The 22,885-nt window shown below is 55.5% G+C and carries 24 protein-coding genes; 14 read left to right on the top strand and 10 right to left on the bottom strand.

Annotated features, from left to right (window positions below; all coding sequences use genetic code 11):
* Window positions 1–19 precede the first annotated feature (19 nt).
* Window positions 20–1,189, bottom strand: coding sequence for a hypothetical protein (locus OHL23_RS08445; protein ID WP_263351337.1), 1,170 nt, complete (start codon window positions 1,187–1,189; stop codon window positions 20–22).
* 354 nt (window positions 1,190–1,543) lie between these two features.
* Between OHL23_RS08445 and OHL23_RS08440 the strand changes: the two genes are divergently transcribed.
* Window positions 1,544–1,912, top strand: a complete 369-nt coding sequence (locus tag OHL23_RS08440; protein WP_263351336.1) for a DUF6876 family protein — start codon at window positions 1,544–1,546, stop codon at window positions 1,910–1,912.
* A 144-nt stretch (window positions 1,913–2,056) separates the two neighbouring features.
* Window positions 2,057–2,947, top strand: coding sequence for a DUF1837 domain-containing protein (locus OHL23_RS08435; RefSeq protein WP_263351335.1), 891 nt, complete (start codon window positions 2,057–2,059; stop codon window positions 2,945–2,947).
* Between the two features lie 415 nt (window positions 2,948–3,362).
* On the opposite strand, the gene OHL23_RS08430 is transcribed toward OHL23_RS08435, so the two are convergent.
* A complete protein-coding gene (locus OHL23_RS08430) occupies window positions 3,363–3,521 on the bottom strand; it encodes a hypothetical protein (RefSeq protein ID WP_263351768.1) in 159 nt (52 codons plus the stop codon).
* A 129-nt stretch (window positions 3,522–3,650) separates the two neighbouring features.
* Here OHL23_RS08430 and OHL23_RS08425 point away from each other — a divergent pair, with 129 nt between their 5' ends.
* Together OHL23_RS08425 and OHL23_RS08420 are read left to right on the top strand one after the other, a co-directional pair.
* Window positions 3,651–6,053 (top strand): DEAD/DEAH box helicase, encoded by a 2,403-nt coding sequence (locus OHL23_RS08425; protein ID WP_263351752.1) that lies wholly within the window; start codon window positions 3,651–3,653, stop codon window positions 6,051–6,053.
* Window positions 6,054–6,056: 3 nt separating this feature from the next.
* On the top strand, window positions 6,057–6,527 hold the full coding sequence (locus OHL23_RS08420; RefSeq protein WP_263351334.1) for a hypothetical protein: 471 nt from the start codon (window positions 6,057–6,059) through the stop codon (window positions 6,525–6,527).
* Window positions 6,528–6,534: 7 nt separating this feature from the next.
* Here OHL23_RS08420 and OHL23_RS08415 read toward each other — a convergent pair whose 3' ends face one another.
* The 5 genes from OHL23_RS08415 to OHL23_RS08395 all read right to left on the bottom strand — a co-directional run bounded on the left by OHL23_RS08415 (window position 6,535) and on the right by OHL23_RS08395 (window position 10,760).
* Window positions 6,535–6,864: a hypothetical protein gene (locus OHL23_RS08415; RefSeq protein WP_263351333.1), complete on the bottom strand. Its 330-nt coding sequence runs from the start codon at window positions 6,862–6,864 to the stop codon at window positions 6,535–6,537.
* The gene (locus OHL23_RS08410) at window positions 6,861–7,571 is read right to left on the bottom strand and encodes a ParA family protein (protein WP_263351332.1); all 711 of its coding nucleotides are present in this window, start codon (window positions 7,569–7,571) and stop codon (window positions 6,861–6,863) included. Before OHL23_RS08410 ends, OHL23_RS08415 begins: the two co-directional genes overlap by 4 nt.
* A gap of 423 nt (window positions 7,572–7,994) precedes the next feature.
* Window positions 7,995–9,071 carry a replication initiator protein A gene (locus tag OHL23_RS08405; protein WP_263351331.1) on the bottom strand — a complete coding sequence of 359 codons (1,077 nt, stop codon included), beginning with the start codon at window positions 9,069–9,071 and terminating at the stop codon, window positions 7,995–7,997.
* 317 nt (window positions 9,072–9,388) lie between these two features.
* Window positions 9,389–10,357: a hypothetical protein gene (locus tag OHL23_RS08400; RefSeq protein ID WP_263351330.1), complete on the bottom strand. Its 969-nt coding sequence runs from the start codon at window positions 10,355–10,357 to the stop codon at window positions 9,389–9,391.
* Window positions 10,358–10,502: 145 nt separating this feature from the next.
* Window positions 10,503–10,760: a hypothetical protein gene (locus OHL23_RS08395; RefSeq protein WP_263351329.1), complete on the bottom strand. Its 258-nt coding sequence runs from the start codon at window positions 10,758–10,760 to the stop codon at window positions 10,503–10,505.
* Between the two features lie 607 nt (window positions 10,761–11,367).
* On the opposite strand from OHL23_RS08395, the gene OHL23_RS08390 reads away from it, so the two are divergent.
* Complete coding sequence (locus OHL23_RS08390) at window positions 11,368–11,559, top strand: hypothetical protein (RefSeq protein ID WP_263351328.1); 192 nt, start codon at window positions 11,368–11,370, stop codon at window positions 11,557–11,559.
* Window positions 11,560–11,745: 186 nt separating this feature from the next.
* On the opposite strand, the gene OHL23_RS08385 is transcribed toward OHL23_RS08390, so the two are convergent.
* A complete protein-coding gene (locus OHL23_RS08385) occupies window positions 11,746–13,059 on the bottom strand; it encodes a PP2C family protein-serine/threonine phosphatase (protein ID WP_263351327.1) in 1,314 nt (437 codons plus the stop codon).
* Between the two features lie 301 nt (window positions 13,060–13,360).
* Between OHL23_RS08385 and OHL23_RS08380 the strand changes: the two genes are divergently transcribed.
* From OHL23_RS08380 to OHL23_RS08365, 4 genes are all read left to right on the top strand, one after another.
* Window positions 13,361–13,711: an ArsR/SmtB family transcription factor gene (locus OHL23_RS08380; protein ID WP_263351751.1), complete on the top strand. Its 351-nt coding sequence runs from the start codon at window positions 13,361–13,363 to the stop codon at window positions 13,709–13,711.
* The gene (locus OHL23_RS08375; RefSeq protein ID WP_263351326.1) at window positions 13,689–14,198 is read left to right on the top strand and encodes an SRPBCC family protein; all 510 of its coding nucleotides are present in this window, start codon (window positions 13,689–13,691) and stop codon (window positions 14,196–14,198) included. The genes OHL23_RS08380 and OHL23_RS08375 overlap by 23 nt, the downstream gene beginning before the upstream one ends.
* Window positions 14,199–14,241: 43 nt before the next feature.
* Complete coding sequence (locus tag OHL23_RS08370; protein WP_263351325.1) at window positions 14,242–14,805, top strand: DinB family protein; 564 nt, start codon at window positions 14,242–14,244, stop codon at window positions 14,803–14,805.
* Window positions 14,806–15,572: 767 nt separating this feature from the next.
* Complete coding sequence (locus OHL23_RS08365) at window positions 15,573–16,169, top strand: RNA polymerase sigma factor (RefSeq protein WP_317891661.1); 597 nt, start codon at window positions 15,573–15,575, stop codon at window positions 16,167–16,169.
* A gap of 60 nt (window positions 16,170–16,229) precedes the next feature.
* On the opposite strand, the gene OHL23_RS08360 is transcribed toward OHL23_RS08365, so the two are convergent.
* Complete coding sequence (locus tag OHL23_RS08360) at window positions 16,230–18,146, bottom strand: winged helix-turn-helix domain-containing tetratricopeptide repeat protein (protein ID WP_263351323.1); 1,917 nt, start codon at window positions 18,144–18,146, stop codon at window positions 16,230–16,232.
* 245 nt (window positions 18,147–18,391) lie between these two features.
* On the opposite strand from OHL23_RS08360, the gene OHL23_RS28800 reads away from it, so the two are divergent.
* The 5 genes from OHL23_RS28800 (at window position 18,392) to OHL23_RS29175 (ending at window position 22,070) form a co-directional block, all read left to right on the top strand.
* Window positions 18,392–19,840 carry a sensor histidine kinase gene (locus OHL23_RS28800; protein WP_396127301.1) on the top strand — a complete coding sequence of 483 codons (1,449 nt, stop codon included), beginning with the start codon at window positions 18,392–18,394 and terminating at the stop codon, window positions 19,838–19,840.
* Window positions 19,821–20,456 (top strand): response regulator transcription factor, encoded by a 636-nt coding sequence (locus OHL23_RS08350; protein ID WP_317891660.1) that lies wholly within the window; start codon window positions 19,821–19,823, stop codon window positions 20,454–20,456. The genes OHL23_RS28800 and OHL23_RS08350 overlap by 20 nt, the downstream gene beginning before the upstream one ends.
* 779 nt (window positions 20,457–21,235) lie before the next feature.
* Window positions 21,236–21,499: an alpha/beta fold hydrolase gene (locus tag OHL23_RS29185; RefSeq protein WP_449701815.1), complete on the top strand. Its 264-nt coding sequence runs from the start codon at window positions 21,236–21,238 to the stop codon at window positions 21,497–21,499.
* Entirely contained in the window at window positions 21,388–21,807 is a 420-nt protein-coding gene (locus tag OHL23_RS29180) for an alpha/beta fold hydrolase (RefSeq protein WP_449701808.1), read from the top strand. Before OHL23_RS29185 ends, OHL23_RS29180 begins: the two co-directional genes overlap by 112 nt.
* 11 nt (window positions 21,808–21,818) lie before the next feature.
* Window positions 21,819–22,070 (top strand): alpha/beta hydrolase, encoded by a 252-nt coding sequence (locus OHL23_RS29175; RefSeq protein ID WP_317891659.1) that lies wholly within the window; start codon window positions 21,819–21,821, stop codon window positions 22,068–22,070.
* An 86-nt stretch (window positions 22,071–22,156) separates the two neighbouring features.
* Here OHL23_RS29175 and OHL23_RS08340 read toward each other — a convergent pair whose 3' ends face one another.
* The gene (locus OHL23_RS08340; RefSeq protein WP_263351321.1) at window positions 22,157–22,873 is read right to left on the bottom strand and encodes a YoaK family protein; all 717 of its coding nucleotides are present in this window, start codon (window positions 22,871–22,873) and stop codon (window positions 22,157–22,159) included.
* Window positions 22,874–22,885 lie beyond the last annotated feature (12 nt).

Here is a 22,885-nt window from a genome sequence, read left to right as displayed (position 1 = left end):
GCTGTCGCACTTTCCTGACTTATTCTTCCGGATAATTCTCGCGGTAATACTTCGCTTGGGACTCGCGCGCACGTTCCGGATTGGCTTCTCGCCAGCGGCGGCTTTTGGCTCTGCTGCTGCAGCGTTCACTGCAATACTTTCGGGATGATGTGGTGCGTTCGAAGATCGCCTTGCACTCGGCGCACTGTCCGCGGCCCGAGGCTTCCAGATCGCAGGTCCAATAGCCCGGTCCCCGTCTCTCGAGTTCTCCGAAGAGCTGATCGAGACGTTCCTTCTCGAAAATTGCCTGATATTCCTCCGGCGAAGGGTGGCGCGTGAATGTCAGTCCCTGCGCCGTGACGTTGAAGCCCGGCGTCCGGAGCGGAAAGGCTCCGCCTTCGTTGAGGGTTTCTCTGAACCGGTCAAGGGTGCTGGACCAGTTCAGATTGGTCAGCGTCGTTTTTCCATTCTCCCAACGCGTGCCGTAAAAAGTGACCTCGGGGCTGTAACCGTCCGTTATCAGGGTTTCGAATTCGCCGATCTGCATGATGCGGCACCACTCATCCAGCCAGCGCAGCTGAAAAAGCTGCTTGCGCCAGAGCTTTCGAACAGAAGGAGCGAGGATGGCATCCGCGTCATTCGACACCAGCCCATGAATCCAGCGCCACCGGGAGACTTTTGTTTCCGCATCCCGCGTCCGTTCCGCCAGCACTTCCGGCGTCCAGGACGGATTGTTCTCAGCAAGGCCAAAGAGACTGTGCTCGGAGATCTCGATCATTTCGGCGGCGCGCCGGCGGAAATGGTCATAATCGTCCACGTCGAAGCTGTCATACGCTAGATGCTCCGTCGAGATAATCTCCACGCGGACATACCAGTCATCGAAGATGTGGCGGAGCTCATCCACCGAGTATCGCCCGGTATCCCAGAGATTCTTGGCCAGAACCGCCATCCGCTCGGTGTAGAGGATGAAACCCTCTTCGCCCGAGGGTGCCTTCGAGCGCCTCAAGAGACCTTGATCCAGGATCCAGTCGAGTTCGGCGCCGTCGACGCCTTGCCCCTCCAAGGCGGCAGCCAGCCAGTCCCGCTGGAACGACCCGCAAATCTGCGGATCGAAAATCCGAAATTGGACATCTTCGCCCAGATTATTTTGCAGCGCTTCGGTAACTTCTTCGACGAATTCTTGCTCCGCCGGTCTCGATTGCATCGTCATAACGTTCTCCTTCGCATCAGATGACACGAGCGTAGGACACCCCGGCGATTGGTCTCAACCGTCTTCAAATAACCCCCAGCCATCGAGCCTGTCCCTGTCCGGAAGCTGCCGAACATTCCATGACCGCCTTCGTCGTTGGAGCTTCTCTTCGCATTATCAGGCCCTTTCGCAGGCCCCGGCACGGCGGGAATCGGCACGATGACCGCCGCCGCTTGCCGTCAATGACGCTTCTTGGCTCCCCCCTGCCCTGCGGGCACGGTTCCCCCAACAAGCTATGACAGCCGCGCTCGGTTGCGCCGGCCCTGTGCCTCTCTCATCCCCGCCGACGGGGCACTTCAACCGAAAGAGGCGCATATGTCGAACACGAAAACACTCACCGCCGACGATCTCCGGCAATTCACAGGCACCGAAACCTGGTTCCGGCATCCGATCAATCGCAAGGTCCTCTATACCGAAGGCGTGCAGTACGTCGCCGAGAATGGCGGCGCCTATTGGCTCATCGATGAAATCGCGCTCATCCAGCCTTACGACAAGAAAGTCGCAGCCGAACCGTTCCAGGTCTGGAAACTCTTGGTTCGGGCCGACCGCGCCGCCACGCTGGCCTGCGAGGATGGCAACGGCAATCTCGTTTTCACGAAGGAAATCGAGTTCACCGACTTCCCGCTCGCTGAAATCCAGTTCTATTTCACCGACAACACTCTTCTCCTACCGTCCGAGTATTGAAAGTGAGGCCCGCGCCGGCGTAGCCCGGCGCGGGCTTCTCTGCACGCCTGCTTGGGTCCTTTCGGAATCTTGCGAAGATGGCGGATGCATCGATTATGATGCATCCTGACTTCGCAAACCTAATTAGAAGTACCGGGACCCAATATGTCCACCACGCCCGCAGTCGCTGCAGGCTCCACGCATTCTGCAGCAACCAAACCGCCCCATCTGGACTGGCTGGTCGACACCGGCGAGCGTTTAACGACCGCCGATGGGAAAATGATCGAGGTCTGGGAACTCCGTCACTTGGCGGACGAAACAATCTTGTCCGCGTGGGCCACACATTTTCGCAATCACTATTGCCTCGATAGCGACATCGATGCCTTGCGCGCGCCACGGACGCGCCAGCAGTATCTTGAGGACATAAAGTTTCCATCCCGGACTTCAGCCTTGGGGCCAAGTGTTCGCGCCGGCGATTTCGGCGAGATCCTGATCGCCGATTATTTGCACTGGCGTCTGGGATATTGGGTGCCGCGTTTCCGCTGGAACGCCAAGATGGTCCGGGATGAGTCGTCGAAAGGAAGCGATGTTATCGGCTTCCGCATGCAAAATCCTGCCGCCGCATCGCCCGAGGACACCCTCGCCGTTTTCGAATCCAAGACAAAATTCTCGTCAGGTTCTACCGCGAACCGCCTTCAGGACGCGATCAATGACTCGGCGAAAGATCACATCCGCATCGACGAATCCCTCAATTACATCAAGCAGCGCCTGTTCGAGAAGGGGCAGACAGATCAGGCGAAGCAGGTGGAGCGCTTTCAGAATCCGGTAGACTTTCCGTGTCGTCAGCTCTTCGGCGCGGCGGCGCTGTATTCAACCGACCAGTTCCAATCCACGGCAATCAGCGCCGCCGATTGCCAGAAAGTACCCTGCACGAAGAGCGAAAACGGCTTTAAGCCCCATCCCAATCACGATTCGTTGGCTCTGATTGTGGTACGGGGCGCTGACATGATGCCGCTGGTTCACAGTCTCTATCAGAGGGCCGCGCATGAAGCCTGAACAGAGATCGCACACACTGCTTGGCATCACGCGGTCGAAGGCCAAGATGTTCGAATACGACGTGCCGTTAGCCGACCACATCATGGTCCCGCAAGACCCAGGGCGCCTATTCCGACTGTCCATCGGCATTCTCGGCGACCTAGCCGCGCGCGGGGCCGCTGCCGACAACGGTAGCGGCACAGACACTCGAAATGATCTCCAGTTCTCCGCCCGTTTCTTCGATGCCTATATGGAGGCGCGCTTCGATCAGTCGCTCGACCCCTATGTCACGCTGCTCGGCGCCGCTTCCTTTTACCTCTGCGACTTTCCCGGCAGCGCGCTTGTGCTCGGCCGCCGGGTCGGCACACAGACCACGGATTTAGGCGGCGAAGGCCTCGAAGATTTGCTGCGATGGCTCCTGCTTGGAGATTTCTCGCTACCTATCTCGGGCGGAGAAAGGGTCTTTGGAACCACCATCGGCGAGATCTCCGATCTTTTGCGGCAATACTTCGCGGAAGGCCAAGGCGGCGACGCCCTGCTCGCGCGTTGCGACGGGCTCAGGCAATCCGCTTACGCCACCGGGACGCCGCGGCAACTGCTCCTCGCGGACATCGTGCGATCTGTTGTCAGAAAGAAATTCGCAAATTCAAGCTGGCATGCCGTGCCGGAATATACGGCGCTCTCCCGCGATCTTTGGGCATCCGCCCTTCAGAAACGCACCTTCATGCGGGAACTCTGGCCGGCTCAGCATTTGCTCGGCCGGTCCGGCGTGTTGCGCGGCAGATCTGCCGTTGTCCAGATGCCGACCAGCGCCGGGAAAACCCGCGCCGCGGAGTTGATTATCCGAAGCGCATTTCTTGCCGACCGTACCTCTTTTGCGGTTATCATCGCTCCGTTTCGCGCGCTCTGCCACGAAATCAAGAACAGCTTTGCCGCTGCTTTTCGAGGTGAGCCCGTCACAGTGGATGAACTCACCGACGTGCCTCAAATGGACTTCCTCTTCGAAGACGAAGAAGAAACCCGGCAGATCCTTGTTGTGACGCCCGAAAAGTTTGTGTACGTCTTGCGACATGCTCCCGAGCTTGCTCAACGCATCGGCGTGCTCATCTTCGACGAAGGGCATCAGTTTGATTCCGGCACGCGCGGCATTACCTATGAATTGCTACTGACCTCGCTGAAGTCGATGGTACGGGTGGACGCCCAAAAGGTCCTCATCTCGGCTGTGATCAGCAACGCAGAGGCCGTCGGTGAATGGCTCAACGGTACCGATTCCGAAATTGTTTCCGGCATCACCTTGAGCCCGACTTTCCGGACAGTTGCCTTTGCCAGCTGGCTCGATACCCTTGGACGGCTTGAGTTCGTGGCCCCGGGCGAGCCCGACACGCAAGAATTCTATGTGCCTCGTGTCGTCGAGCAGCTGCCTCTCCTTCGCTTGCCGCGCGAAAAGGAGCGGCTTTTTCCCGAGCGCACCGACGGCAAAGATGTCGCGCTTTTCCTCGGCCTCAAGCTGGTCAAGAATGGCGCTGTAGCCATCTTTTGCGGGCGCAAGGATACGGCCGCCAATCTCTGCGGTCGTGCTGTCGGAATTTTTGAAAGGAACGTCGAGCTCGCCCCTCCCTCGTCCATGTCCGATCCCGATGAGACCGCGCGGCTCGTCTATCTGCTTGCGGCCAATGTTGGCCCCAACGCCTTCTCGACCCGGAGTGCAGGACTCGGCATTTTCTCTCATCACGGCAACACACCCCACGGCATTCGTCTCGCCGTCGAGCACGCGATGCGTGAGGGCACCATTCGCTTTGTGATTTGCACCTCGACGCTGGCGCAAGGCGTCAACCTGCCGATCCGCTACCTGATTGTGACGAGTGTCTATCAGGGAGTCGAACGCATCAAAGTGCGTGACTTTCACAATCTCATCGGGCGTGCCGGGCGCGCTGGCATGCATACGGAAGGCAGCATCCTTTTCGCAGACCCGAATGTGTACGACAAACGCTACGACCTAGATGAGAGATGGCGCTGGAGGCAGGTTAAAGAGCTTCTCGACCCCGGCAAGTCCGAGCCATGCATCAGCACCCTGCTCTCGTTCTTCGACCCGTTCAAGAGTGATGACGCGAAATATACATTGCAGCTTGATGCAATGGATTTTCTGCGACGTTATTTGCAAAGCCAGGATGCCTTTTCGGAGCTTGCCCAGTCCGTGTCGACCGCACACGCCGATAAGAAATTTACCCGGCAAGGCATGGACAAGCAGATTGCATGGAAACTCAACATAATTGGCGCCATCGAAAGTTTTCTCATGTCGCATTGGGATGCCGGCGAGATACCTCTTTCCACCGACGCCATCCTTGCTTTGGCCCGCGGAACGCTCGCCTATCATCTCGCCGGCGATGACGACAAGGCCCGTATTGAAAGCCTGTTCACGACCATCGCGGAAAACATCGAAAGTAAGATCGTCGATCCGGAGCGCCGCCGTTCGTTCGGAAAAACGCTCTACGGCATTTTCACGTCAGAAGAAATTGAGGCGTGGCTAACCTCGCACATTGAGGTACTGCTCGCGGCCGCCCCTGCCCCCACCATGCTTCTCGAATTCATCTGGCCCCTTCTCTCAAAATACATCCCGAACGAAACGTTCCAGAAGTGCAGCAAACCCGACGCGCTGCGTGTGGCGGCGCAGGCCTGGATTTCTGGACGGTCTTACGCCGACCTCTTTCAGATGTTGCGAGCGGCAGAGGCCCAGCTGATCTGGGGCACGAAATTTCGGGATTACACGATCGAGCATATCGTCGAGATTTTCGAGAACGGTCTTTCCTATGATGGAGCCCTGCTCATCGGAGCGATCACTGAGCTGATCGGCTTCGCCGGTTCTGATCCTGACGGGCAACTGATCGAAATGCTGGGGCTCTTGCAGAAGATGCTGAAATACGGCCTTCCGACGCCTGCTGCTATCGCTCTCTACGAATTGGGATTTGCGGACCGCGCCGTGGTGTCCGAACTTTGCACCACGCTTGGATTGGTGGACGAGCACCGCGGCGAAGTTCGGGAGCGCCTGCGCGACGATCCCGATGCGGTGAGAGCAACGCTTCAGAAGTTTCCTTCTTATTTCACACACATTTTCGACCAGGCGTTGTGATCGATGCATTCGACGTTTGCACAGCTCGTTCAAGGCCTGCATCCGAAATGTGAGCAGTTGATCGGCATGACGCCGTGTCGCCACGGATATCTGCCGAAAGACATCCCACGGCAAGGCGTTTACCTTTTCAGCGAAGGCGCGGAACACCTTTACGTTGGCCGGTCGAACAACATTCGCAATCGTTATGGACGCCATTGCAATCCAGGTGCGACGCACCGTATGGCTGCCTTTGCATTTAAGCTTGCGCGCAACGCCACCGGCAAAATGATAGCGAGTTACCGGGTCGGAGAAGATAGCCGAAAAGGACTGATGTTGAATCTCGAATTCAAAAACGCTTTCGATCAAGCTAAGGCTCGCATCCGACGGATGGACTTTCGCTTCGTCGAAGAGACCGATCAGAACGCGCAGGCCCTACTTGAGATCTACTGCACATTGGCGCTAAACGCCCGGTACAACGACTTCAACACTCACTGAGCCGAACTCAGCGCGGGTCCCCTTCTCTCTCCAGCGCATCCATCGCAAGCCGCAAGACTTCGCCAATGACAACGCCGCGCTCGTCCGCCGCTTTGTAGATTTTGTCGATGGTTTCGTCCGTCGCCTTGGCACTGAATTGCCGATTGCGGCCAGTTCTGTAGACGCGCGGTTTGCGCTTCTGCAGTCGTGTCGGCTTCTGCGGCTGACGGCTCGGGAAGTTGTTGTCTTCTGCGATCTGAGCAATCTTTTCTTCGGGGACCGGGGCCGCTTTTTTCGGCTTCACGCCGAAGTCCGGAAGACCGTCGAGTTCTGCGAAAGCGTTGACGCGCGTTGTCATGCTGGCCCTTCTCCATTGGTTGACACAGTTACTCTGTCACGGTCCTGCTCGGCCTTAAGCCGCCGTACAAGTTCCTCCATAAATTCCCAAACGTTGAGTTTCGCCTTTTCGATATTCGGCACTTCCGATGGGTTGAGACCATCGAGCGTCTGCTGGAAAGAGATAATTGCCTTGAAGGCATCACGGTCGTTCAGCTCGGTTTCGAACATCGGAATGCCGTGGTCGATGAGATTGTTCTGGATATTCGTGAGAATCCGTGAGCGCGCTGTCTGCTTGGTTTGCGTGAAGAGAACCGCATAGGGCTTACGCTTTCCCGACAGCTTCTCACTTTGCAGCACGACGCGCACCGCCCGGCTTGCCGCTTTTGCATCTAGATCCGATCCGCTGAGCGGAATCACGACAAAATCCGCGAGCGAAATCGCGTATACGACGATCTTCGCGGCCGTTCCTTCCAGATCGATAAGCACGAACGGCGTTTTCGAAGCCGCATCCTCGATCGCATCGATGATCGTGTCCTCGTCGACTTCCGTCACTACGGATAAGCGGCGCGGAACATTTCCACCGGCTGCCCAATCTTGAATCGGATAGTTTGGATCGGCGTCAATGATTGTGACGTCATAGAGTGTGGCTAGAGCCGTGGCGCACAGGAGCGCAGAGGTGGTCTTGCCCACACCACCCTTTGGACACACAAACGCAATCGTTGGCATGGTCCTTCCTCCTCCGAATCACTCGCGGCGCAGAACGTAACCTGTCTGCCCTCCGAAGACAATAGGCATTCAATCCGTCTATCGTTGGCCGACAGTTGACGAAAGGGCTTCGGTCGGCACACCGAATATCGTTTGTCTACTGTTGAAAAACCTCAGGACGATGGAAGGCATCCGGATTACTCTTGGTCTTCCATTGGAAGACAGAATGCCCACCGTCGTCTTTTTGTTAACCATGAGTAGACAAATTGACAAGGAATTCAGGTGATTAACCGGGCCATGTGGCGGACAAGATCGACGCTTTGCCACGAAATTTGGCCGTGGAGCCGGAAATCTCAAAAGTAGGAGGGTGTAGGTGCCCATTACACTCTGATCGCATCCCTGCGCCTCTATTGCGCTTTCAGCTTTCACGGCAGAGCAGGGGGCTTAGGCATGTTTCGTGCCCCGTCGGGGAAGAGGCGCGCGTTTGTGTCGGCTCCGGCAGAACCCGACGAAGGCTGCGGGAGGATTGGCGAGAGTCGGCTTCCCGGAATTTTCCCAGAATTCGCGCCATTCGCTTTCAAGGGCGTGAATGTCGTAGCCAGGAGCTGCTTCGCGTGCTTGGTCGTAAGTTTCCGCGGGAAGGAGCGGCAGCGTCTCATCATCGGATGACGAGGGCAGCGGGCGATCGACCCATGCATTCTCGCGATTGAGAAACACCACCATGTCCTTCTCTTCATCGAAGACGAGGCGGTAGTCCGGGAGATGATCGTGCAGGGCGATCCCTTTCAAATGCTGCCGGAAACGCTTTGTTGAGCTTTGCGAACCCGATTTTTTGAGCAACGTCTCGAGCGAAATGTGCCAAGTGCTTTGACGGCCGCAATGCTTGCGCGCCAGCTCATAGATGCGCTTTTCAAGCGCCTTTCCGAGCCGGAAATAGTCGCGGTGCAAGGTCAGGACTTCTTGGTCGCGGATGGCATCAAAGACCCAATCCGAAAGCTTGATTTCAATGTGCTGAATTCGTCCGTCCAGTCCAAACTTGCGGGTGACGCTCGACGCATCGATGAGACCAAAGCTTTCTCGCCCTGCTTCGTTGCGGATGTTCGTCTTAATGCGAGTGCCCTCAAGCCGGTCGAGGCTTTCGCAGAGTTGCATGTAGTCCCGCCCGGACGTACCGCGGTTGGCGAAAACAAGCAGATCGTAGCTCGTGATTTTCAAACGCGGACCGACCGGCTCATTGCGCTTGAGCTTCTCCATCACCTGCGAGATGCAATAAATCAGGATGTCCTTGTCGTAGATTGTCGCCATGCCTTTGACGCTCGGCACGATCTCAAGCCACTTGCCATTGTGCTCATAACGGCGGATTTTGGTTTCCGGCTTCTTCGAAAGCGAGAAAAACGGATGTTCGAGCTGCGGAATAACATCCTTCAGAATTGCGTCGGATACATCGCAAATAAAGAGATCACCCTCGCTATGCCGCAGCGGGAGAAGGTGGTCTTTTGAATTCGCGGAATCAGCTGCCATCCGACCATATTCGTGGTATCAGGTACCGTGTCAAGCGATTCGTGTTATCAGGTACCAGACGTGGATTCGTGGTATCGGGGGCGGATTTTCGTGGTATCAGGTACGTCAATTCGTGTTTTCAGGTGCAGAATTTCGTGGTTTCAGGTACCACGGATAAGGAATCCATAAAGCGGAGCGGGGGGTTAATCCGAGTCGTCGAGGGCGTAACACTACTTAACACAGACTCTAACTTCTCTAACACTCACGCGAACAGAGAACGACGACCAAAAACAATGCAAACCGAACGAGGACGGTAGGAAAGAAGGCAAGGTGAGCAGCTACTGAAGAGTGGTGCTCTTGGGAGTGATGTGGACCACTCCGCTTCCAAGTTGACCGCCGGGGAGCGGGCTGATTTGCAATGTGATCTTGGATAGAAATTTGCCTTGGCTTGCAATCCAACGGATAAGGGCTTCCTTCTCTGAACCGCCCGGAACGTTATCATCGCCCGTCGTGTGGGCGTGGAGGATATCCTGCACGGCACCCGCAGCGAGATCCGGAATACTCAGCAGATCGTCAAGATGGGTTTTATCGGTGAATGATTTTGCAAACCCGATAAGCTCAAAATCGTGCTTGCAGTACATGCCGAGCGTCCGGACAAAGATATTTTGGGTGTCCTCGAAACTCCTTTCCTGGGCGTCCTGATTGATCGCATCGTCGTCGCAATACCAGAGCAGCTTTTGGTTCGCATGTGTTGTCAATGCGGTAAAGAGCGCAATCGAATGACAGACACGCAGAACCTTCTCGGCAATCTCTCCCTTCCACCTTCCGAGTTTCAATTCCGCAAGCTGCTTCTGGATGTAGGGGTGGGTGTCTTGCTTCGATTGCCCGAAGACCGTGCCTATTCGTTTATCGATAGCGATGGTGACCACCGCACCGTGAATGAAGTTGTCGACCAAATTCAGGAACTCCGGCAGCGCCCGGCTGCGGGGACCATAAGTCAGATCTTTAAAAGCGAATTCGCCATAACCATATTTCCGGCGCAGCTCTTCCGCCTTGGCCTGGAATGGGCCGACCTTGTTATAGGCCATGATCAGGAACGAATAGGTGTTGTATGAGGCCCCTTTGTGTTCGCCGCTGAAGTCGGACATGATAGCGATCTTCGTGTCTTCGGAGAAATCCGGCAGCTCCTTCAGTTCACCGACAGCGTGACCGAGCAGGTGCGAGAAGGATGTATATTCCGGCAAAATGGCCGAAAGATCGAATGGCCCAGTCTTTTTGATTTTCTGGTAAGGGCGAATTCCTGACATTTATGAATGGTGGCGCAACAGCACACCCTTTGTGAAGAACGTAATCAGTGGAAGTTGTGCGAGCGAATATCGACCTTCGTCACTTCGAGAGGCCCGATGCTCTTTACCTTCACATGGATAGAGACTATTTCAGTGTTCTGCGCCGTCAATTCATGCCTGACTTCCAGCGAGCAACGGCTCTCTTAAACGCAGAATCAACTAGACGGCGGGCATCGGGCTCGCCATGCAGCTCGACATATCGGTCGAGGGCAAGATCGAGCAAAGCCATCGATACCTCAGCATTTTGATTCACGGGATCGGTTTCCCTCTCAATATGGGCGAGGATAGAAGCCTTGATCTTTTCCGCGCTCGCCCTGATTTGCTTTCTGAGTTTCGCAACGGACACGTCGATCGGCGCTGTCATCGATTCCCCCATAATCTAGGAGGCAAGTATGCATAGTTGTCGCATTCGTCAAAAGCCTTTTGTGCTTTAAAGCCTCTATTCGGTTGACTGTCCCGAAAAGGCCGGTGCGTGGGGTTGGCGTACACGAAGTGCGGGCTAAACTCGTGTGCTCCATTTGTGCTCCGTTTGCGGTTTGGAGAATCGGGGTTGCAAATTTCCCGTAATTTCTATTGCCACAACGAGATGCCGGGAAACGCTATGTTCTCTGTTTTCAATTGATCGCCGTCTTCCCAAGCTGAATGTCGCCGGTTCGATCGCCACAGCTCAGCTTAAAATTCCCCAGACACGGGGGCGCAAACGAGAGCGCAGGTGCCGAGGCCGATTTGTATCTTCCTGATTCCAAAAAGTGCTTGCGTATCATCCGCGCCGCACTAAGTCTTTTCGAATCAGTTAATGACTGCCCTCATAACCCAAAGGTCGCTGGTTCAAATCCAGCCCCCGCAACCAATCAAATCAATAACTTAATAGGACCCTTGGGGATTTTGAGGGCGCAATAAGTGCGCCCTGGAATATTCTGCTCCTGCCAGCCCGCTGTGTCTCGCCAAAAACTTCCGAGCTGAGAAATCGCATGGCACTTGGTGCACAACGCGATCGGCTCTTGCAGTTGATGCTGTTCGATGGTCTGCGTCTGCGCCCAGCGCTGTTCGGCCTCGGCCTTGGGTTGCTGTTGAGCTTCGCGGCAACACGCACCTTCCAGTCAATGCTTTCCGGAACGCGGAAGTCGACAGGCAGCATCAAGTGTGAGTTGGACTGTGGCTAGAAAAACTGGACATCGTACCGCTGCCCCACATGCTTCAGAGCATCGAAAAATCGCCATCGCCAAAACCATGCATGGCTGTTGCTCAACTTGTTACTGACGGATGGAGGGTGATTCGACCACGATCCCAACGTCTGACTTCAAAAATGGTGTGGATGGTGGGCGACTCACTTGCCAAGTTGGCAGTTACTAGAGCGCACCACTGCGCTTGGCGATGATGAGCGTGATGTCATCGAACTGGGTGCCGGTGGCGAATTGCTTGACCTCTTCCACAATCGCAGCGACTAGCCGCTCTGCAGGCAGCGAACGATGACACATCAGAGCATTCGTTAATCCCGCCTCACCGAATTCCTCGCCATTGGCATTGAAGGACTCGGTGACGCCGTCGGAGTAGATAGCCAGAATGTCGCCCGGATCGAGGCGATTCTCCAAGACCGCGCAGGGAAGATGGTCGAACAGTCCGACCACGGTACAGGTGGCGTCGAGCCGCTCGATGGTCCCATCGGGGCGCAGCACGAGACCGGGCAGATGACCGCAGTTGGCGTAGCGCAGGCATCCGCTGCGAGGATCAAAGTCGGCAAAGAAGAGCGTGGCGTACGCGTTCTCGGCCGTGTTTTCAAACAGCAGGCGGTTGACCGAATTCAGAAACCTCTGCGGGTCATCTGCGGCCACGGCGCACTGGCTGCGCAGGTTGGCCTGCAGATTCGCCATCAGCAGGGATGCCGCGATGCCTTTGCCTGCAATGTCGGCCAAGACAAGCGCCAAGCGGCCGGACCCAAGTTCCAGAAAATCGTAGTAGTCTCCGCCGACGGAGCGGGCCTGGATACAAAGCCCCGCGTAATCCAGCGTTGGAACCGGAGGCAAACGTTGGGGAAAGAGACGTGCCTGTACCTGCTTGGCGATTTCCAGTTCTCGCGCGGCACGCGTGTCTGCTTCAATGCGGTCGGCATAAGCGCGGCGGCGCGCGTCCAGTTCACGAGTGGTCGCGTCGAAACCGGCAAGCGCGAAGGTGTTGCCGTCGGGGTCATGAAACGCGCAGTAGGTGCCGCCCCATGCCGGTGTTTGCGGCGGCATAGAGAAAGACACACCGCGCCCGGACCATTCCCGATATTTGGCTTCCACATCTTCGGTCAGGAAGGTGGCCATCCCGGAGTTCCCGACAAAATGGTCTTGGTTTAGCCCCGGAATGGGTTTCACGAGAGTCAGGATCGCCGCGCCGTCGGGTGGAGCAACCTCGATCCAACGGCGGCCGGAAGCAAAGTGTGAGTCGGAGATCAAGCTGAAGCCAAGTAGATCGACGAAAAAATGCAGGCTCCGTTCCTGGTCGCTCACGTAGATGCTGACGAAATGCAGGCGGAGATAAGGGTCTTTTCCGTCGAGGCGAAAGCCAGACCCGTCACGCAGGAATGCGGATTCCGTGCCGGCGGCCCGGGAAACGATTCTGTCCACCAGCCAGATACTCTCAGGCTGCACGTCCAAATGTTGACGATCATCCTCAGACACGGGAAGCCTCTCTCTTGTCCCATCCTATCCCGGGAATCCCGTTAAGGCAGTTGGATCTTCTCGCGTGTTAGCGTGCCCACACCGTGCTCCCTCCCGATCTGGGCAATAACCGTCGTTTCAGAAACTTGAATCTCAAGGTCATGGAACGAAGGAATTTGCGGCGGCCGAACACTTCCGGCCGCAACGGAGTGAGTCAAGGGTTCAGGTGTCTCTAAGAGGCGCACCCGCCGATCAGGGAACAGAAAACGGGGATCGCGAGAATAGCAATTGACATGCGACGAATATCCACTACCATATGGTTGTGGATAGATTGGGTACAACATTTGCGGCTTTGTCTGATCCCACCCGTAGGGCGATGATCGAACGACTCTCCCGAGGGCCAGCCACCGTGCATGGCTTGACGGAGCCCTTCGCACTCTCGCAGCAGATGATTTCAAAACATATTGCCTATCTGGTGCGGGCGCGGATTGTGATTAAAACGAAACGTGGTCGAGAGAGTATTTGCAGGCTCAGGCCAGAGGCGATAAAGACTGTCAGCGACTGGGCGATCAGCTATCGCCAGTTCTGGGAAGAGAGTTTCGACAAACTGGATGCCGTTGTAAAGCAAATGAAGAAAGAGGAGGTCAGAGATGACAAAAAACACGGTGAATGAAACAGAGCCGATGGTTATCACGAGAGTTTTTGATGCCCCACGCGAATTGGTTTGGAAGGCGTGGACAGACCCGAAATATGTGATGCAGTGGTGGGGGCCGAAGGGTTTCACTGCGCCCTTTTGCGAGATAGATTTTCGCGTGGGAGGAAAATTTCTCCTTAGCATGAGAACGCCGGATGGGTGGGAGGGCTGGAACAGTGGTGAATACTATGAGATTGTTCCGTACGAGAAGATCGTCTCATCGATGTACTTTTCCGATTCGAAGGGAAACAAGATTGAGCCTGAGCAGCTGGAAATAGAGCTTGAGGCAATAGACGACGCGCACAACGTGATTCTTTTCGAGGATATTGGAAACGGCCAGACGAAACTCACTTTCATTGGAAACGAAACCATGCAGAACGCAATCGAGAGCGGGCAACTCGAGGGCTGGGCGGAGCAACTCGATAAACTTGCTGCCGTTGTTGCAGGACTGGTGCAGACGAAATAAGAAGCTGAAGCTTTGATTCGCGAACTCAATCGTGGAGAAAGAAATGAAGGGAATACCGTTTCTCGCAATCGTCCTGCTGGCATGCGCGTTTCCCGCCCATGCCCAGGGCGCAATGAAGAAAGATGCAGCCGTCAAACCTGCCGATCCGGAAGTGAAAGTCGTGCTCGATTCCTGGAATGAGATTGGCCGCAAGCTGACCGCGATGGCCGAAGATTTTCCCGAGGACAAATATGACTTCAAGCCGACACCCGCGCAGCGGAGCTTCGCCGAGCAGTTGCTGCACGCGGCGGGTTCAAACTACCTCTTCACTGATACGGTGATGGGGCGGAAGCCTCCCGCGGGAGAAGATCCAAAGCGCGACCAGTACAAAACAAAGGCGGACATCGTCGCATTCGTCAAGAAATCCTTTGCCGACGGATCCGCCGCCATTCTGTCGCACGGTGAAAAAGGCATGATGACGGAGTTTGTTTACTTCCCTCATCAGAAATCGCGCGTTCTCGACATAGCAAACGGCATCATCGAACATGGCGGTGAACACTACGGCCAGCTCGTTGTGTACTACCGCCTCGCAGGTCTTGTGCCGCCGGAGTCGCGGCCCAAGAAGTAAAGCTCAAGAGACCAGGTACCCCGTCCTTATCGCGCGCCGTTTGCGCGAATGGGCGGAGATCTTGGTTTTTGGGGACCTTCAGTTTTCGATGCGCCGCGCGGCATATGAATATGTCTGCTGTTGCGTTCAGCCCAATTCGCTCATTGAGAATGGTTTGAACCTCGTTATGAGGATCGAGTTTGAAAATGCCGCCGGATGTGGTGCGTATTCCTTTCCCCTCGCGAACCACCTCGGGAAAACTCCATAGGGCACCTGCCACGTGGCTCGCGATGAGGGCGAGACAACGAGTACCCAAGCCACGGTCGAAGCAGAATATTGCAAAAGTGCAAGTCACTCGGTGCACAACGCGATCGGCTCTTGCAGTTGATGCTGTTCGATGGTCTGCGTCTGTGCCCAGCGCTGTTCAGCCTCGGCCGTGGCTTGCTGTTGAGCTGCGCGGCAACACGCGCCTTCCTGTCAATGCTTTCTGGAACCAGGCCTCTCGATCCCGTGGGTCTCTCCGGCGTGATTGCGACGCTGTTGGCGCTTATGCCGCCGGAAAGGCGAAACGAGGGTATCAATATATGTCGAGACTCGTATGGATCGATGTGCCCTATTTCAGTTTCAATCCTGTTCCCGAAGCACGCGGGTGCTGCCGCAACTAAGCTTCGACAATCGCTGCGCGGAGTGCGACTCAAGTTGATGTTCCAGGGCTATGAGAACCATCGGAAGCGATGTGATCGAGAACGTAGTGCCAATAAGACAACTTTGGATCGTAAAAGGCTTCATTGTGGGCCTGCTCCGGAACGATCACCAATTCTGCCTTGGGATCGCAAAGAGAGGCCAGTTCCCGAGCCATCCGTACTGGAAATGCGCGATCGCGCTCGCAATGGACGATCAGAACTGGAACGGAACAGTTCAAAAGCGTCTCGTTTGCAGACCATACCCTCCTCCGTGCATATGTGTCTCTCCGCCGATTTGAAGGAAGATCGAGTCTTTATTCATGGCTGACGCGAATCGCGATGAACTCCGCATTGATGATTCTTCGAAGACGGCGCACACATCCTGAGATTGTGGTGATCTCCTCATCTGAGGAAGGGGCTGATCAGCCTTCGTTGGAGGTGAGAGACCCAGGCATCAACCCGGAGCAACTGTGCGACATCCGTCAGCGGTGGAACCGCCTCCTGCATGCGATCAGAAAGCTTGAACCCCGATTGCGCGCGCCCGTCGAGATTCAATTGGCCGAAGATCTCCCGTTGAAAGATATCGCGGGCGCCCTGAATATCTCGGTTGCCGCTGCAAAGTCAAGGCTCTATCGCGCTCGTACCCATCTAGCCAAGCGCATCCACGGACAGAAAAGAGTTACGGTCGGATCAGATTGGTAGGATCCGGAAGACACAAGTAGCGGATGCAGGTAGGGAATGGATTGCCGCGGGATGCGCGCGTCAAGTCGGCAGGTTGAGCTTCTTCAACAACTCGGCAAATCGCGGGTCGTTGTGCAAGCTCTTCAGTAGAGGGTCTATTTTCGTGGCAATCAGACTGGAATCATGTTGGGCATAAGCTCGGTCAAGCCATTCGAAGGCCTTATTGGACTGGTTACGGCAAGCATAGGCCTCGGCGACAAGCACCGGCTCTTCATGGTATTTCGCAATTAGTTCACTCAAGGCGGCGTCCGATTCTTTTTCAAGACCAAGCGTATGGTACGCAATCGCATACAGCATGAAACGTGGGGCATCAAATCGTACCAGCCTGATTTCAGACAATGCATCCTGATGCCGCCCCTGCAACAAATAGATTTGGCTTAACAGCATAGGACCGGGCCAAGCATCGGGGCTTAGCTCAAGCCCCTTTTTGCAATCCGCCGCGGCTTTGTCCAATTGCCCCATAAAATACTCAACCTCTGCAAGACGCTGCCAACTATCCGCATTCAGAGGATCCAAGTCAACGGCTTGGCGGTCCAACTTAATCGCTTCCTCGAAGCGACCGAGGATCTCTAAGTTACTAGCCTCCCCCGTTAGAGCTTCGGGATTTCCTGGCTCCAGAGCAATGGCTCTTCGTAAAGAAGCGTCCACTCCAAGCCAGTCGAAGTCGGTCTGCTGCTTAATCCGTCCCATCTGAATATGCGCTTCTGCTAGGTTCGGGTTTAGAGCTAACGCCCGTTCCACTTCTTCGCGCGCAAGCCGGTGACCCTCCTCAGCGGGAATGAGGTCTATGTTGACTTCCCAGTTGTGCACTCGAGACAACCCGACCCAAGCCAAAGCGTAGGAAGGATCGAGTTGGGTCGCTCGTTCGTAATACTTCGCTGCCATTTCCGCATCCTTGCTGGTGTTTCGCTCGAATAAGGAGTACCCCCGCAAGTAGGCATCGAAGGCTTCCGGATTAACCGGATGCGATTGAGTCAAGTCTGCTTGTTGTTGCGAAGTCAAACGCAACCTGATTTGTTGCGCAACCGCGCTGGCTACGTCGTCTTCGACATTAAGTATGTCCTTCGCCGTATAGTCGTAATCCTCCGACCACAGATGAGTTTGGTCCTTCACCTGAATGAGTTGCGCGGTAAGACGTATGTGGTCTCCGTTTTGGCGAAGACTGTCTTCCAGAACATACTGCACAGAAAGATCGCGTCCGATCTGGTCCAGGTGTTCGTCCTTGTGTTTGTATCCCATTACGGAGGTCCGAGCGATGACGGCCAGCCGTTTCGGGTCAAGCCGGCCCAGTTGTGAAATCGTTTCTTCGGTAAGCCCATCCGCGAGGTATTCCTTATTGGGGTCGCCGGTGAGATTCTCAAACGGCAGCACGGCGAGCCTGATTCTTTCTGCAGTGGGTGGTGCTGTGGAACGAGAGTGCCGCCAAGAAATGTAGCCCACGCCAGCCAAAATGACGGCAGGCGCGACCAGGAGCGCAATTTTCCACCAGGCAGGCTTTAGCCGCCGCTGAACTTTGGCCGCCTGTTCGCCCATCCGGCCCGTGCGCCCGCGCTGATCCGGGTCCTGCTCCAACGTGGTTTCTGGCGATGACTCCTGGTACTCTATCGGGACCATCAATCGATAGCCACGCCGCGCCAAGGTCTCGATATACCGGGGTTCATCCGCGGAATCCCCCAGCGCACGCCGCAGGCTTTTGATGGTCGCGTTAATGCTCTGGTCGAATTCCACTACCGTGTCATCGGCCCACAACTTGCTCTTGATCTCCTCACGGGTGACGATCTCTCCGCTACGCTCCACCAATAGCCGCAGGACTTGCAATACCTGCTCCCTCAGAAGAGTCGGCTTGGCTGCGGGTGCCTCAATTGAGTGCAGTTCTCCAGACTTGAGGTCAACTTCAAAGACCCCCAACCGGACGCGACCTGAAAGCACGTTTGCCATAGGAGCCACAAAAAAGGGCCGATGTCTACTAAACCCTAGCATGACACATAAGCAGGTTCAGATCGATGGCAACAGCTTCCGCCTCTGTCGAGGCCGCCTCCTCCCTAACAGCGATGAGAGCGAGCATTCGACAAACGTCGAATCCTGGGTCTTGTCTTTAGAATCAACGCGTTTCCAGATTTCACCCGGATTTCACTCTCAAATCATCGGCAGAACATTTACCCCGGCGGTAGTCAGAGATACGCATGGTCCATGGAGCTTTACGGAATCTGCCAAGGCACAACTTTCAGTTCTGCAGGGTAGTCAATGAAAAATTCGATCCACGTTTTGAGTGTCGTCTGATCCGCTCGGGCCATCACCAGCACAATTCCCCGACGACCAACCGTATTTGTCCAGAAGTCGAGACCCCGGACATGTGGCGATGCTCTTCCGACACACCGATAGTACGCCTCGGTCTTCCCTGCAAGATCCGGGCCGCCGAATTCCCGCGGTCAAAAGCCGATCGCGCTCTTTTGCGAGCGGCGCACTCAGTCCAATGGGCGACGATAGGCCTACTCCTGGTGGCCCCTCTGCTATTCAGGATTGGCTGCCGATCACGTGACTCGGCCAGAGACCCGCCGATCAAATTCACCCAAGGCTCACTTGCGGGCGGTCCTGACCAGACTGAATATAACGGTGGAAAATTGACGGAAGCTCAGCAGGGTCAAGAAAATTTCGTCTCCGCACACAGAACGATCCGGCGGCTACAACCTGTCGGAGATTCTCCGTTCACCGAAGTTCAACCTGACTCAACTCGCAAAAACTTCACGCAGGTGGGTGCGGACTACGCCACCGTTGAGTTCGCTATCAAACGCGATTTCTGGCAATCCGGTTGGTTTCGCATAACCTGCTTGGGGTCAGCTCTCATAACAGCGATTCTCTTCTACCGGTGTCGCATGTTTCTCCTTACTCACCAGTTGAATATTCGATTTCAAGAACGGCTTGCCGAACGGACCCGAATGGCACAAGAACTCCACGATACCTTGCTGCAGAGCTTCCAAGGACTCATTCTTCGTTTTCAAATAGCGACCGACACAGTCCTCTCCGATCCGCTGTGTGCGAAGGAGATGTTGGAACAGGCTCTCAGCAGAGCAGATCAAGCTCTGGCAGAGAGCAGAAAGGCAATTCAAGGAATTCGTTCAGTGGCTCCAGCGGGGCGCTGTCTCGCCGATTCCCTCAAAACCATGATGAACGATTTGATTGAGGAGTTTTGCTGTGGCAAGACGCCGCCCCTAACAACCTCAGTAGTGACAGAAGGTCAACCGAGGACAGTGAACTCGTGGACCGTAGAGGAAGTGTGCAGGATCGCAAGGGAGGCACTATTGAATTCACTCTCCCACGCTCGTGCGCAACGAATCGAGCTGGAAGTTGCTTATTCGGATCAATTTCTCCGTCTTCGATTTCGCGACGACGGAATCGGCGTCGATTCAGAAATCCTGAAGAATCGCGGGCGTGAAGGTCACTGGGGATTGACGGGAATGTATGAGAGGGCAAGAAACATTCATGCATGCCTAAGCATCTGGAGCAAGCCAGGCGCCGGCACCGAGATCGAGCTGAGGATTCCTGCTTATATTGCCTACGACGCGGCTCCATCGCGCGTCCGGTTCAGATTATCCCACAAAAAGGAGCAGGCACATGATGTCGAACGGCTCTGATCCCATCCGCATTCTCATCGTTGATGATCACCCTCTCTTACGAGAGGGAGTCGAATCACTCGTCTCTAAACAATCCGACATGACGGTTGTGGCCGAAGCTGCCACGGGGAGAGAAGCAATTGAACTCTTTCGTCTGCACCAACCAGATGTGACTTTGATGGACATGCGCATGCCCGACTTGAGTGGCGTTGACGCAATGACGGAGATCCTTCGAGATTCTCGGGAGGCGAAATTCATCGTTCTTTCGACCTACAGCGGAGACGTCCAGATCCTTCGCGCACTCAAAGCTGGAGCCAGGGCCTATTTGCTCAAGGGCTTCTTGCGCAAGGAACTGCTGGACACGATCCGCAAGGTTTACGCAGGCCGCAAGAGAATTCCGCCGGAAATCGCCGCTCAGATTGCCGACCACGCAGGTGAAAGCAATCTTACGGAGCGCGAAATGGACGTCCTTCAGTCAATCGCCGGCGGAAATCCCAACAAATTGGTGGCGGACAAGCTAAGAATCACGGAGGACACAGTCAAAGCTCATGTGAAGAGCATCCTTTCCAAGTTGAGTGCGAATGACCGGACGCACGCGGTTACCATCGCCCTTAAACGGGGAATTATCGACCTATAGGACTCGAAAGGGTAATTTGCAGCTTACTCTTCTTGGCGTTTCACGCGGCTTCGATTCGCAGGTACGGTTGAGAGCAAAAGGGGGATGCCTCCTTGCAACGCCTGTTTTCGATCTTTCCAAATGGGTGGCCGGGCGCAGGCTTGCTCGTGCTCCGAATCGCGTCTGGTGGATATTTGCTTACGGATGTAATCGCCGCGATTGCAGCTTCTGGATCTCGCGGCCCAGGCCTACTCGCGCTCATCTCAGCGATACCTGGCGGGCTCCTGATCGTTGGGCTCTGGACACCGGTCGCTGGAATTCTCGCGGCGCTGCTCGAGGCCTTCATAGTCTTAATGGGCTGCCAAAAGCCGAAGGAGGGGATACTACTCATTTGTGTCTACGTGGCGATCGCCATGCTGGGGCCTGGCTGCTGGTCAATAGACTCCATCTTGTTTGGTCGCCAGCGACTAGACGTGACGAGCCAATGACAGCACGCGGGTATCGCCGTGCTTTGCTCGCCTTGACTGCAGGCACTACCCGAATGGACGAAGTTTCAGCGCCCCGCGGGATGTTGCGGATGGGCAAACTTTGAACAACAACCGGTCCTAACTGACCTCCTCACTTGATTGCCCTTCTGTGAAGACGCGTGGGGAGACTCTAAGCAGTACATGGCCGAACCAACAGGACGCGAAGCTCTAATTGGGGGCGACGCTTTTCGATCTATCACTACATCTTACGGCGCAGATCTGAACTATCCTCTAACAGCATTTGATCTTTCACAAAATCAAGGAGAGTCTTCCATGGCATCCATTACCACCAAAGACGGCACCACTATTTTCTACAAGGACTGGGGCTCAAAAAATTCCCAGCCCATTGTGTTTCATCACGGCTGGCCTTTGTCGTCCGACGACTGGGATGCTCAAATGCTGTTTTTCTCGCCCACGATTATCGGGTGGTCGCGCATGACAGGCGCGGTCACGGTCGCTCCACGCAGGTGGACACGGGGCACGACATGGATCATTACGCTTCTGATACCTCAGCTCTGGCAGAGCATCTGGATCTGAGGAATGCAATTCACATCGGACACTCAACAGGAGGAGATGAAGTGGCTCGCTACGTTGCGAAGTTTGGCCAGCCACAGGGGCGAGTCGCTAAGGCAGTGCTCATCGCTGCGGTTCCACCGCTTATGGTCAAGACCCAGAAGAATCCAGATGGCACTCCAATCGAAGTATTCGATGGCTTTCGCAAAGCCTTAGCCGACAACCGGGCTCAGCTCTTTCTCGATGTTCCCTCGGGCCCGTTCTATGGCTTCAATAGACCTGGCGCGAAGGCCTCCCAGGGAATAATCCAAAATTGGTGGCGTCAGGGATGATGGGGAGCGCCTTGGCCCATTACGAAGGGATCAAAGCATTCTCCGAAACAGATCAAACAGACGATCTGAAAGCGATTACGGTGCCAACCTTCGTGATGCAGGGCGACGACGATCAGGTCGTTCCCTTCAAAAATGCGGCATTGCTCCAAGCGAAACTTCTTAAAAGCGGAACGCACAAAGTCTATCCGAGGCTCTCTCACGGCATGATGACGACGAATGCAGATTTGATCAATGCCGACATCCTGAACTTCATCAAGAGCTAATCAGACGGCGCCGGGACGCTCATCATTGTAGAGCTCCCGGCTCCTCGTTTCTCCGGACTTCTCCCGCAAATCACGCGTAACGCCGGTCAGCGCTGCTGCGCTCGAAGCCCAGCCTCGTGCTGTGTTTCATCTCGATAGATTTGGGCGACTGTACAGAAAACCGTCAGTACGGCGGCCACACCGAGTAACAGTGCCAGGGAATGGCGGACCAGCTGTACTCCGGCATATGCCCCGGAAAACATCATCACGATTGAGCCAACGCGCCTGCGCCATCGGGGATTACTGCCCGGCACAAGCGAAAAGTCGAAGGCAAGAGCCGCAACCGTGAGCGTGAGTACAGTTGTGGTCAACTCCGGCACCGCGAGTCGTCTGACAGTGCCGTTGCGCATTCCCATACCGAGTGCCGATAGAGCAATAATTCCATAGAGTGCGGTCGGAATATGCTGTCCCCCTTGTGGTTCAAAGTACCTGGCAACAGCAGTTGCTCCGAAGAGAAGCATTGCTTCAATTGCCAAGGCTACCGCAAGCCAAGAGTTCCGGCGTCCGTTACCGAGCCAAGCATCTAGCCTGCCGGCCAGGAAGCCACCAAGGAGCGCGAAGCCGAGAGCGGTTGACGACCTGCCGATCGACAAGCCCGAGACCCCTCCAACAGCGAAGCCAAGGAAAACAATATTTCCAGTCATATTGGCCGTGAATACGTGGCCCATCGCGACATAGCTGCCGGCGTCGACGAGTCCGGTGACGAAGGTCAGGCAATAGAGAGAGCCGTGCAGGACACGCTCACTGTTAGTCAGAGAATCCATGTGAGCTCCGCT

Origin of the sequence: Acidicapsa acidisoli (genome assembly GCF_025685625.1) — a bacterium.
GTDB classification, from domain to species: Bacteria; Acidobacteriota; Terriglobia; order Terriglobales; family Acidobacteriaceae; genus Acidicapsa; species Acidicapsa acidisoli.
This window is presented reverse-complemented; position numbering and strand designations above follow the sequence as displayed.